We start from the raw sequence: 12891 nt of genomic DNA, 5'->3' as shown, positions 1-12891 counted from the left end.
GAGCTTGAGATCCTGTTGATTCATATTCTGATTATCCCCCCCCCGGAAAAATCACTACAGAGAGCCATGACGGGGTTTTCAAGTAGGATTGGAAGGAGCAGCTACAGATTTGCAACCAGGGTGCATAATTTTTTCGATGCGTCCCTGATCTAAGAAAATAGTGGTGTCGATAAATGGTGCTAACTCGTAAGTATCGTGGAGTACGGTAATCACCGTAGTGTGATCTTCATGCATCTTTGCCAAGAGCCCCACGATTTCATTTCGTGAGGAAGAATCTATGCCAGAGAATGGCTCGTCAAGAATCAGCAGCTGAGGCTGCTTTACCATTGCGCGTGCGATCAAAACGCGTTGCTGCTGACCTCCGGAAAAAGTCTGTAAAGATTCATTAGCACGACGCTCAAGCCCCACTTTTTCGAGTGCAAGCATTGCACGGGCTTTCCAATTGCGCGGTTTCCAAAGATGGTTACCAGAAAGCAAACCTGAAGCGACGGTTTCGAGCGCAGTAGCGGGCATGATGGAGGTTGCAGTAACGTGCTGTGGCGCATAGCCGATTTTCTGCCAGTCTTGTGAGTTTAACTTTGCTGCATTTTTCCCGAATAGTTCGAGTCTTCCTGCGCTTACTGGAAGAATATTCAAGATTGTGCGAAGGAGAGTGGTTTTTCCTGATCCGTTTGAACCTCGAATAGCTAAAAATTCTCCGCTTTGTACCGAAAAGTTTAGGCGATGGAGAATTTCAGTGGAATCAATTGCAACACAGACATCGTGTGCCTGTAAAAGTGGTTGGCTTGGTGTATCTGAAAGCATAGTTTAACTATATTTCTGCTTTTGTTTGTATCTGGATTTACGCTGTATGGATCTGAGTAAACCGGAAGAATTTTCGAATCGAATCAGAATCGCGTGATAACCGAATTGGTGTGCTGCACTTTCAAAGTAAAAGCACAGCACACCGATTTTTGCAATAAATACCAGCCTTTGCTGAGTTTTAGTGCGTTTTCAATTTCGGATGCTTCTTTAAGTGACGGATTTCAGGTTTCGCTTTTGCTTTGAAATTACTTGCAGCCTAGAGAATTTTGGAGCAGTTTGAAGTTTTCCCTCATCACTGCTATATAGTCCTTTTGGGAATCGCGTTGAGTAGCTGCCGGGTCAAGAATTTCAACTTTTGTACCAGTTTCGTTCGCGACGGCACTCGCGACCGTTTTTTCAGTATCTGAAGTAGCGAAAATGGTGTCAATATTGTACTGTTTTGCAGCTTCCTTGATTTGGTTGATGCGAGCTGGCGATGGCTCGATGTCCGGGTCGAAACCGGCGATGCCGATCTGCTTCAAATTATTCTGTGCTGCAAGATAGCCGTATGCGAGATGCGTAACGATGAAAGCATTTGTGCGGCATTGTTTCGTGGAAAGAGTATTCTTGAACTCGTTTGCGATTGTGTTTAGTTTATCGGCTACAGCCGTTGCATTTTCTTCGTATGTAGATTTGTTTGCATTATCGATTTTTCCGAGAGTATTTGCAATTACCGGAGCTGCAAGAGCCAGGCGGCTTGGATCTGTCCAGAAGTGCGGGTCATAAATTCCGTGGTTATGTTCATGTTCGTGTTCGTGTTCGTGATCATGTCCGTGTTCATGCTCGTGTTCATGTTCATGTTCGTGATCGTGTGCATGTTCGTTTTCATGTTCATGTTTTTCGGCATGATTTTGATTAGCATGAAGGTGCTCATCGTGAGTTTCACTTTCGTGCTGGTTGTCTAAATCCGCATCTACAGACGGTAATGATTCGGAGAAGGCAGCAATATCAGTCTGCTTGATCAGATTCACACTCTCCCCAATATTCACTGCGTTCTTCACAGCAGCATTTTCTACTGCTTTATCGACTGCGGCAGAAAGAGTTGCAAGATAAAACACCGCATCTGATTTCTCCATGTCTACAATCTGGGCGGGGGAAATTTCCGCATCGTGTGCAGAACCGGTTGGAGGGGTAAGGTCAATGACGGATACATTTTCACCACCTATCTCTTTTACGAGATAAGTAAGCGGATAGAAAGAGGTGGTAACTTTGAGTTTCGTGGCGCTAGTGTCGGACGGTGTGCTGTTGTCTGTTGTGCTGCAAGCACCCAGAGCATAAACGGCTGCAGCTGCTACAGCAATGAGACGGTATAAATTATTCTTCATGAGAATCATTCTCGATATAATTTGATGTGTTTCAAGATGTGCTCAGTTTTTTTGGCTTTTTGTGATGTATCTCTACTGATAATGCCTTTTAGTCCCTATTTGGAACTTCGGAAAAGACGGAGCCCTTTCGTAGAATGAGAGGTGAAATAAACTGCTACCGCCAGTAGCAGAAAATATGCCGTTCAGTGCGATGTAATGTGCAAGCAGTCGAGCGGCACAAACTGAGGAGAAGAGAATATGGGCAAGCCCGCCCCGTCCCGTCTGGATAATGTTATTTCACTTGCAAAACGCCGCGGTTTTGTATTTCCGTGTGGCGAAATTTACGGCGGTACTCGTTCGGCCTGGGATTATGGTCCGCTCGGAGTAGAGCTGAAAGAAAATATTAAGCGCCAGTGGTGGCGGACAAATGTAACAGCACGCGCAGATATGGTTGGCTTAGATTCCTCGGTGATCCTCCCGCGTGATGTTTGGGTAGCATCTGGTCACGTAGCTACCTTCTCTGATCCGCTCACCGAATGCCAGGCGTGCCATAAGCGTTTGCGCGAAGATCAATTAGTGGAAGAATATGCTGAGAAAAAGGGCATTGCTGAAGATGCAGTAGATTTGGCTGAAGTGCCATGCCCAAACTGTGGTAATCGTGGGCAATGGACTGAATCAAAGCCATTTTCCGGCTTGCTCAAGACCTTCCTCGGGCCAGTTGATGATGAAGCTGGTTTGCACTACCTGCGTCCAGAAACAGCACAGGGGATTTTTGTAAACTTCTTGAATGTGCTTACAACATCGCGGAAAAAGCCACCATTTGGCATCGGGCAGGTCGGAAAGTCTTTCCGCAATGAAATCACTCCCGGTAACTTTATCTTCCGCACCCGTGAATTTGAACAGATGGAAATCGAATTTTTCGTGAAGCCAGGTGAAGACGAGCAATGGCACCAAGATTGGATCGATGCCCGTCTGGCATGGTATGAAGACCTTGGCATTAGCCGGGATAATCTGCGGCTTTATGAGCATCCACAAGAAAAACTTTCCCACTATTCAAAACGTACCGTCGATATCGAATATCGTTTCGGATTCCAAAATTCAGAATTTGGCGAACTTGAAGGGATTGCCAATCGTACTGATTTTGATCTTTCCTCGCATAGTGAAGTATCCGGGAAGAAGCTTGAATATTTCGATCAGGCTTCCGGAGAACGCTATATTCCATACGTGATTGAGCCTTCAGCTGGTTTAACCCGTTCAATGATGGCATTCCTCGTTGAAGCATATTGTGAAGATGAAGCTCCAAATACGAAAGGTGGAGTAGATAAGCGGGTAGTGCTCAAGCTTGATCCGCGGTTAGCGCCAGTAAAAGCAGCCGTGCTTCCGCTTTCGCGTTCTGAACAGCTTTCGCCGATGGCGCGTGAATTGGCTGCAAAACTACGCAAACACTGGAATATTGATTTTGATGATGCGGGGGCTGTTGGCCGGCGCTATCGGCGGCAAGACGAGATTGGCACGCCGTACTGTATTACAGTGGATTTTGATTCGCTTCAAGATCAGGCTGTAACGATTCGTGACCGCGATACGATGGAACAAATTCGGATCCCAGTGGCAGAAGTTGAAGCGTATCTCGCAGGTAAACTCATTGGCTGCTGAATCCAAGCGGCGATAAAATATTCCTAAGATTGACGGTCATCCAAGTATTTCATAGTTACACAGAACATAGTTGGGTGGCCGTCATTGCGTATTTGTTTGCGCGATCACCGATCGCGTGTGAAAAATTCTGTATTTCTGCATAACTATGCATAGTGAAATGCGGGGTGAAGATCAAATCTGGAGACTTATGGTTCAAATTGGGGAAATCAACCTGCTTACACCGATGGTGCTTGCGCCAATGGCGGGCGTGACGAATCCGCCATTTCGGCAGCTTTGTCGCGAATTTGCAGAAATGGGTGGGAAAGCTGCTGGGGTAGAGCTTGCATCCGTGCGCACGCAAGGATTGGTGGCGCCAGCTGGTCTTTATACATGCGAAATGATTACCACGCGCGCATTGGTGGAGCGGATTCCTGAAACCATGAATATGGTGAAACCAGATATGGAAGATCCTGTACGTTCAGTACAGCTCTATGGAGTGCAGCCGAAAGTGGTGGCTGCTGCTGTAAAAATCCTGGTTCGTGAAGATCTTGCTGACCATATTGATCTTAATTTTGGTTGCCCGGTACCAAAAGTAACACGCAAAGGCGGTGGTTCTGCACTGCCGTGGAAGCATGATCTCTTTCGTGAAGTGGTGGCGCAAGCCGTACGCGCTGCTACTGAAACGAGCGCACTTGTCGGACGGAGCAAGCCAGTACCCGTCACTGCAAAAATTCGGATTGGAATTGATGAAGAACATGAAACATACCGGGATATTGCAAAAATTGCGCGTGAGGAGGGGATTGCAGCGCTCACCTTACATGCGCGTACTACCGCGCAGAATTATTCTGGGCTTGCACGGTGGGATGCGATTTCGATTTTGCAAAACGAGGCCGAAATTCCCGTATTTGGCAACGGCGATATTTTTGAAGTGAGCGATGCCAAGGCGATGTTGGAACAAACTGGTGCTGCTGGTGTAGTAATCGGGCGTGGATGCCAGGGGCGCCCGTGGATATTTTACGATTTAGCAGCAGCATTCCACGGTTCGCAAAGCTGCTATCAACCCACACTGGCGCAGGTTGCACAAGTTATTTTGCGGCATGCAGAATTATCGATTGATCATTTTAACGGTGATGAGAATCGTGCGCTGCGGGAGATGCGTAAGCACATGGCTTGGTATTTACGTGGATTTTCAGTTGGTGGAGAGCAACGCCATGCACTCGGCTTGGTTTCTACGCTGACGGAACTCCAGGAGCGGTTGAATGTACTTGATTTGCAGCAAGAATATCCGGATGCGGCGCATGGCCCGCGTGGTCGGGCAGGTACTGCGAAACGACCGCATTTACCTGATAAATGGTTGGAAAGCCATACATTATCTGCTGCACAAAGAGCTAAAATTCAAGAAGCTGAGATTGGGATCAGTGGCGGATAAAATTGTGAACGGCAAGGTTTACTAATCGAAGTCATTTGTGTGATGGCAAATATCAGTGAAAAATCGCGATGAGTGTGAGGCGAGATGAGTTATCAAGACGGATACACGAGTGAAGATCGGCAGCGTTTTGTCGATGAAGGAGAAAAAAATGCCTCTCGCACAGATTTTGAGCGTGATCGCGCGCGCGTCTTACATTCAGCGGCATTGCGCCGCCTGGGTGCAAAGACACAAGTGCTCGGTCCGGAGCAAGACGATTTTATCCGTACTCGTCTTACACACTCCTTGGAAGTGGCGCAAGTAGGGCGCTCTTTGGCGAAGAATCTTGGGGCTGATCCAGATATTGTGGAAACGGCTTGTTTAGCACACGATATTGGGCATCCTCCTTTTGGGCATAATGGTGAATATGCTCTTGATGAGCTGGCGCAAGCTTGCGGCGGATTTGAAGGGAATGCGCAGACACTGCGGGTACTTTCAAAGCTTGAGCAAAAACGTTTTGCGCCTAATGGTGAACCGGTCGGACTAAATCTTACCCGCGCAACACTTGATGCGGTATTGAAATATCCGTGGCGGCGCGGTGCTGGACCGACGGAAAAGAATGTTAAGAAATTTGGTGCGTATGAGGATGATGCACATCTTTTTCACTGGGCGCATTTAGAGCGCGGCACAACGCGCTGTATTGAAGCACAGATCATGGATTTTTCTGATGACATCGCATATTCGGTGCATGATGTCGAAGATACGATCGTGCATCATGCGTTAAATTCGTTAAAATTTGCAGATATTTTCACGGCGGTAAATTCGACGCATTTGCGTGATGCAATTATCTCAGCCACAATGCACTGGTATCCGGGCAATGATGCGAATGCCTTGGAAGATGCTTTTGAGCGGATCACACAAATGGAAGCTTGGCCCAATAGTTTCACTGGGTCTAGCCGCGATTTGGCGCAGTTGAAAGATTTTACTTCTGATCTGATTGGGCGCTTTATTTTTGATATTACTGAAGCGACAACAGCAGAATATGGTGACGGAAATTTAACGCGCTATCATGCAAGTATTGTGATGCCGTCAGCAACGAAATATGAAATTTTGCTCTTGAAAGGTTTAGCGGTTTATTTCGTGATGGAACCGCGTGAAAGTGAGCCGGTGTATTATGATCAGCGGACGATCCTATTTGATCTATATGATGTGATCATGGAATCTCCCACAACACGTTTGGAACCAGTATTTTCCGATTTTTGGCGTCGTGCAGAAGATGAAGCCCAAAAGCAACGTGTAGTGATCGACCAAATCGCTTCACTCACGGATCAGTCTGCCCGGGCATGGCATGCACGATATTGTGGGATGCTCCGCAATTAAAACAAATTACACTATGATCCAAAATAGGGCGAGGCAGTGATATCGCAGTGAAGGGCAGATAATGGCAGGCAAAATTAAACAATCCGTGATTGACGAAGTGCGTGAGCGTGCTCGGATAGATGAGATTGTGGGCGAATACGTGGCGCTAAAGCCTGCCGGGACTGGCGCCTTAAAAGGTTTGTGCCCGATCCACGGTGAAAAAACCCCTTCTTTTAGTGTGAGTGTACATAATGGTTTATGGCATTGCTTTGGCTGCGGGGCTGGCGGTGACGTTTTTAAATTCGTTGAAGAGATTGAATCAATCGGTTTTGCGCAAGCTGTTGAATTTTTGGCTCGCAAAATTGGTGTAGCACTCGAATACGAAGAAGGAAGTGAACGCAGCGAACAAAGTAATGAGGTTGATCGTGCGCGTTTAATAGACGCACATCGGATTGCTGTAGATTTTTATCGGGCGCAGTTAGCTGCAGGTGAAGGTGAAAGTGCCCGTAGTTTTTTGCATCAACGTGGTTTTGATGCGCAAGCCATCGCACATTTTGAGCTCGGTTATGCGCCAAATTCCTGGGATGGGCTGTTGCGAGAGTTGCGCAAAAAAGGTTTTACAGAAAAGGAGATCACCGTATCCGGACTCGTATCTACCGGTAATCGCGGACCTTATGATCGGTTTCGAGGACGAGTGATGTGGCCAATTTTCTCAATTACGGGCGAACCGATTGGCTTTGGGGCGCGAAAATTAAATGATGCAGAAGAAGGGCCGAAGTATCTAAATACGCCAGAGACTCCGATCTATAAAAAATCTCAGGTACTTTATGGTTTACATTTGGCGAAGAAGGAGATCTCTACACAACGTCAGATAGTGATTGTTGAAGGCTATACGGATGTGATGGCAGCGCATTTGAGTGGGATCACAAATACAGTGGCTACATGCGGCACGGCTTTTGGGGATGAACATACGAAAATCGTGCGCCGGCTGATTGGCGATGTGCAAGGTACTGCAGCCGGTGTGGTGCTGCAAAATGGTCGCGGGTTTGGCGGTGAAGTGATTTTCACTTTCGACGGCGATAGTGCTGGGCAAAAAGCTGCAATGCGCGCTTTTAAGCAGGATGCAAGTTTTGGCGCACAAACATTTGTTGCAGTAGCACCAAATAATCTTGATCCAGCAGATATTTGGCAGCAATATGGTGCTGCACAGCTGCGTGAGATGATTGCGGGTAGACGTCCGCTTTTTGAGTTTGTGTTACGTAATCTGGTGGCACAATTTCCACTTGATAGCATGGAAGGGCGGGTAGCTGCTTTGCGTGGTGGTGCTCCCGTCATTGCAAATATTAAAGATCATGTATTGCGGGCACAATATGCGCTGCGCTTGGCTGGTTGGCTCGGCTTGGAAGTTGAAACGGTCCAAAGTGAAGTTCAGACTTTAATCCAAGATGGTTTGCGGCAGATGCCGCAAATTACAGCGCAGCTGAGTGAGGGCATAAAAAATGAGGGGTTGACTCCTGCAAATCCGGTATTGCGTGAACTAGGTGAGATTACTGATCCAGTGGAACGGATCGAACATTCAGTTTTGCAAATCATGCTGCAGTTTCCGGGAATGGCGAATTTGGCAAATGCTGGTGAACTGACGGGGCAGGTGTTTACCACGCCGATTTATCGTTCAGTACATGATGCAATCATGATCGTGGGTGGTATTCCTGCTTTCAATCAGCACTATGCTGGGCTGATTGAGCAAGGAGTAAATGAGGCACAGGCGCAGGAGCGTGCGCAAAAATGGTTTCTTGCGCAAATCCTGATGCAGGCGTTTGAGCCAGTGCGTTCTGCTGTAGTGCAATTGAGTGTGGAGCCGATCCGTGAGAACCGTCCAGATTATTTATGGGCGTATGTGCGGGGAGTGATGATGGCTTTGATCCGGCAAGGCTTGGTACGTCAGATTGTGGAAGTGCGCACAGATCTGAATCGACTGCCTGAAACTGATCCGCGCCGTGATGAACTTTTTGCGATTTTAATGCAGCTTGAAGAGCGCAGACGGATGTTTTCTGAAGCCGATTCCTGAAAATGTGATTTTTCAGATTCGGTGTTTGTTTCACCTTTAGGCTATCCTTGAAGAGGTATTTTTTACTACCGCGCCCCCATAGCTCAGATGGTTAGAGCAGGGAACTCATAATTCCTTGGTCCCGGGTTCAAGTCCTGGTGGGGGCACTTCGTAAATATCCTTGTCGAATCAACAGATTGTGCGGCAAGGATATTTCTTTTTTCAATGAGAGCTAGGGTTATTTTTTGCTGATCTAGCTGCTTGTATATTTTACGAATTGAGCCGTTTTGGCTGGTGCAAGTTTTATTTTGCTGTGATTCTTCCGTTGTTTATGTCAGATATCGTGTGAAGTTTGGCATGTTTTTCGGGTATTGATCTTTATTGACGGGGTTTTATACGATAGCTGACAACTTCGTTTTCAACATTTTTGGTTTGTATCTACTTTCAGGAGTGCAGGTCAATTACTTGCAGGTAGTTAAGTGTTCTCTTCGGGGAGGGGAGGGAAGAAGAAAAGAGAGATTGACTTTTAAGCGTCTTGTATACCTTTAGGGTGTGTTGGAGTCAAATTTACGGAGGGTTGTTTTCATGTTCGGTAAGAGTAATGAAGATACTTATAGGGCACGGCATAAGGTTGAGGTTTCCCCGAAGTGTACAAAGCTTGGGGTGAAATCGGCGATGTTTGGAAGCTTGTTTGCTCTTGGAATCCCGGCGGGTTCGGCTAAGGCGGTCGAAAATCCTGCAAACGTTTTGACAGCAGAGTCGGTTAATGCGGTGGCAGCATCCTTGGAAAATGGTTTTACTGTAAGCCCTGCTAATCAACCGAGGAAACGAGGAAGACGAGCTGCAGCTCCTGCAAAGCTGCCAGATCCAGATGGAGGTTTCCCGCCGTCACGGAAAGAGCAAATCAAAAATGAAAATACCAGGTTCGTAGATGTTGATTTATATGAACTTGAATGGGATGAAAATATCACTTTGAATGGTGTGCCTGTTGGGAAAGTTTCTGGACGGGAAACTGATCCGGGTTTCATGAAGCTCTCCGATGGAAAATATGTGTACTACTACGATTTCAACACAGCTTCTACCCTAGATATGGGAGAGATCCTGAAGCGGATTAAGGCAGTTCCGAAAGATAAAGAAAAGAGTAAGAAACTCCCAACTTATTACGGACGTGACTATTTCAGGGCAAAGATAGTTGTGAAAGATTTTCCCTATAAGGGGGAGGGGCTTTTGTGGTCAGGAGCTGAAGAGATTCAGAATCATAACGGAGAGCCCATTGATGTTGTCTATTATTCAAAGAGCGGATACACGAATTATAAAGAAAATTTAGTTGGAACTAACTACGAGCGTTTTAACTCGATCGAAAAGAAGATCGTCGGCGATAAAGTATTCAACGAAGTCAGTGGAGCTAAGTATGAAGGTGAGATCGTAATTAGGCATCACACCATGATCTACCAATTCAAAGATATTGCGAAAAATTACAGTATCACGATTCAAGGTGTTGATCTTCGCGCTCCTGTAGTGGATTTAGCGAATACGGGGAAGACTCTTGGCCTGAGTAGTGGTGTACATATTGCGACGGCTGATTCGCTTGATACACAATTCAATAACTCGAAAATTGATGTATCTGATAATGTCACGCCAAAAAATAAGCTCCAAAGTCAGGCAAAGTTTAGCTTTGTTGATCCGCAAAATCCGCATAAAGAACTTACGTTACAAGAAGTGCAGGATGCTGCTAAGAAGGGTGGTTTCCCGAAGCATTATGATGTGAAAGTAGCTGTTACTGATGATGCTGGCTTTACTGCTAAGGCGAACGATAATAGCGCGGTTAAGCTTGCTGGCACATTGATTGTGGCGCCAGCTATTAAGCTGCCAAAAGAAACTGAGAAAGTGGTTGTATTAGATTCGGCTAGCTTAACTCCAGGAGATAAAGCTCGGATTATTGATGCAGTGAAAAAGGCTAATCCGCAAAATACTTTGCTAACTTTTCCAAGCACAAAAATAACTGTAGATCCGAATAATATTACGATTACTTATCCGGATGGGGGAAATTCTGTAAAAGTTCCCGTCAAGAAATTTATTGGGGAAATAAGGCAAACAGAAACTTCATCTGGGGACGCTAAATTCATGGATGCTGTTGGGGTGGAGACTGGTGGTCGGGCTGAGTTGGTGTTGAGTGGTGCGACTGATGTGGATGCTGTTGGGGTGGAGACTGGTGGTCGGGCTGAGTTGGTGTTGAGTGGTGCGACTGATGTGGATGCTGTTGGGGTGGAGACTGGTGGTCGGGCTGAGTTGGTGTTGAGTGGTGCGACTGATGTGGATGCTGTTGGGGTGGAGACTGGTGGTCGGGCTGAGTTGGTGTTGAGTGGTGCGACTGATGTGGATGCTGTTGGGGTGGAGACTGGTGGTCGGGCTGAGTTGGTGTTGAGTGGTGCGACTGATGTGGATGCTGTTGGGGTGGAGACTGGTGGTCGGGCTGAGTTGGTGTTGAGTGGTGCGACTGATGTGGATGCTGTTGGGGTGGAGACTGGTGGTCGGGCTGAGTTGGTGTTGAGTGGTGCGACTGATGTGGATGCTGTTGGGGTGGAGACTGGTGGTCGGGCTGAGTTGGTGTTGAGTGGTGCGACTGATGTGGATGCTGTTGGGGTGGAGACTGGTGGTCGGGCTGAGTTGGTGTTGAGTGGTGCGACTGATGTGGATGCTGTTGGGGTGGAGACTGGTGGTCGGGCTGAGTTGGTGTTGAGTGGTGCGACTGATGTGGATGCTGTTGGGGTGGAGACTGGTGGTCGGGCTGAGTTGGTCGATAAGCCGGATGCGTTAGTGCTTGCAGATGAGTCTGGTAGTTCTGTAGTTGCTGAGAAGCTGCCGCAAACTGGTGCGGATCAACGGGATGGTTTGTTTGGTGCAGCAGCTCTCGGTCTAGCCGGACTATTTTCGGTTTTCGGAGCACGGAAGCGTCGAGAGGAGCAGTAAACTTTCGTAAAGAGAACTCAGGTGTTTAATCACTGGATGAGCTCTGATATATCTTAAAAAGAGATGGAGTATTTTATTATGCTCCATCTCTTTTTAACTATTGCTATTGATAATAGCTACGAATTTACTAAACCCCTTATAGTTGAACTTGCTAGTAAACCGATCCGTCTCACAAGCAAATAAAGAATAGTATTTTGAGATTCTTAACTGATACATAAAGCGGTAATAGTGCGTAGTTAGACTTACTATGAGATTTAGATAATTTTTATCAGCAATTTTTAATTAGTTGCTTATTTTGTAGCAGAACTATTTGTTAGAGTAAACGCTATGAGTGAATCAGAAGTGGATCCGCAAGGTATTGAACTTACGAAACAAGCGGACGGAATAGTTGACGATCAGCAGGCGCAACCTGGTTTGTCTGCTGCAGATCTGGAGCGTCTGCGGCGGGCGCAAAAGCGAAATATGATTATCGCCATCATATTCGGGTTGCTTTTGGCTACGCTTGGATATTTTGCAGGCGCAAATATGCGGGCGCAGCATCATGATCGAAGCATGTCTGAAATGCGTGATGAAGTCTGCGTTGTGCAAACAATTAATTCTCAACGGATTTGATCCGCTAAATGCTGCTCTCCTTAGTCTATGATAGCTTTGCGGAGCCATCTCGTTCTGCGTAAAGCTTTATTGTGGAATTGCTCGTTGGAGAAAGGCAAATGCGATGCGAAGAAAATGGAATTTGCGTGCAAAGTTGAATCTATTGCGAGGCTCTTCGTCGGTACATTCTTTAGCTGCAAGCAATTATCTAAGCCATGACGGTAAAGTGCTCGGTACTTTGGATGCTACCGCTGATGCTTTCGAAATTTTCCGGCAAGAAAATGGCGTGTCCGTCAGTGAAAAAATCGAATGGGCTGATATTGCGAAATTGCGGTGGGTCAGTGAGCGCTGCGAATTGAGAATCACTTTTGTTGATCCGCAGTTTTCGGAACTGATTTTCCAGCTTCCTGAGAATCATAGTGAGAAATTTTTACATATTGTGCGTGAACGCGTTGAGCATTCATTAGTATGTCAGCTTTCACAAATATTGCCTTCTGGTAAAAAAGTGACGGGGCAGGTGCGGAGAAATGCGGACGGTACACTTTTTACGCAAATAGATGTTCCACATGAAATATCGCAAGAAGATGCAAATTCTGTCTTGTCTTTTGAAAATGAGCTCCGGCAAGAGGTCGGTTTGGAGATTGTTACGCTGGAAAATACTTTCCCGGAGACACCTGAGAAATCGGCTCTGTACTGTGGCGATACACACAAAGGAGAAAAATAAGCTCTCTGAAATTTGA

General features: G+C 46.5%; 9 protein-coding genes and 1 tRNA gene. 8 read left to right on the top strand and 2 right to left on the bottom strand.

What is annotated here, in order from left to right; translation table 11 throughout:
* Positions 1–78: 78 nt before the first annotated feature.
* Both J2S36_RS02650 and J2S36_RS02645 read right to left on the bottom strand, forming a co-directional pair.
* Complete coding sequence (locus tag J2S36_RS02650; protein WP_309955247.1) at positions 79–804, bottom strand: metal ABC transporter ATP-binding protein; 726 nt, start codon at positions 802–804, stop codon at positions 79–81.
* A 245-nt stretch (positions 805–1049) separates the two neighbouring features.
* On the bottom strand, positions 1050–2168 hold the full coding sequence (locus tag J2S36_RS02645) for a metal ABC transporter substrate-binding protein (RefSeq protein WP_309955245.1): 1119 nt from the start codon (positions 2166–2168) through the stop codon (positions 1050–1052).
* A 237-nt stretch (positions 2169–2405) separates the two neighbouring features.
* On the opposite strand from J2S36_RS02645, the gene J2S36_RS02640 reads away from it, so the two are divergent.
* The 8 genes from J2S36_RS02640 (at position 2406) to J2S36_RS02605 (ending at position 12875) form a co-directional block, all read left to right on the top strand.
* Entirely contained in the window at positions 2406–3800 is a 1395-nt protein-coding gene (locus J2S36_RS02640; RefSeq protein ID WP_309955243.1) for a glycine--tRNA ligase, read from the top strand.
* Between the two features lie 187 nt (positions 3801–3987).
* Positions 3988–5208: a tRNA dihydrouridine synthase DusB gene (gene dusB, locus J2S36_RS02635; RefSeq protein ID WP_309955241.1), complete on the top strand. Its 1221-nt coding sequence runs from the start codon at positions 3988–3990 to the stop codon at positions 5206–5208.
* An 84-nt stretch (positions 5209–5292) separates the two neighbouring features.
* Positions 5293–6564 (top strand): deoxyguanosinetriphosphate triphosphohydrolase, encoded by a 1272-nt coding sequence (locus J2S36_RS02630; protein ID WP_309955239.1) that lies wholly within the window; start codon positions 5293–5295, stop codon positions 6562–6564.
* A gap of 61 nt (positions 6565–6625) precedes the next feature.
* Positions 6626–8611, top strand: coding sequence for a DNA primase (dnaG, locus tag J2S36_RS02625; protein ID WP_309955237.1), 1986 nt, complete (start codon positions 6626–6628; stop codon positions 8609–8611).
* 72 nt (positions 8612–8683) lie between these two features.
* Positions 8684–8757 (top strand) — tRNA-Ile (locus J2S36_RS02620).
* A 418-nt stretch (positions 8758–9175) separates the two neighbouring features.
* Entirely contained in the window at positions 9176–11560 is a 2385-nt protein-coding gene (locus tag J2S36_RS02615; protein WP_309955235.1) for an LPXTG cell wall anchor domain-containing protein, read from the top strand.
* A gap of 327 nt (positions 11561–11887) precedes the next feature.
* Complete coding sequence (locus tag J2S36_RS02610) at positions 11888–12172, top strand: hypothetical protein (RefSeq protein ID WP_309955233.1); 285 nt, start codon at positions 11888–11890, stop codon at positions 12170–12172.
* A gap of 103 nt (positions 12173–12275) precedes the next feature.
* Positions 12276–12875, top strand: a complete 600-nt coding sequence (locus J2S36_RS02605; protein WP_309955230.1) for a hypothetical protein — start codon at positions 12276–12278, stop codon at positions 12873–12875.
* The last annotated feature ends 16 nt before the right edge of the window (positions 12876–12891 follow it).

It is taken from the genome of Arcanobacterium hippocoleae, from assembly GCF_031456295.1.
Lineage (GTDB): Bacteria > Actinomycetota > Actinomycetes > Actinomycetales > Actinomycetaceae > Arcanobacterium_A > Arcanobacterium_A hippocoleae.
Note: the sequence above shows the minus strand (reverse complement) of the source record. Positions and strands in the feature narration are given on the sequence as shown.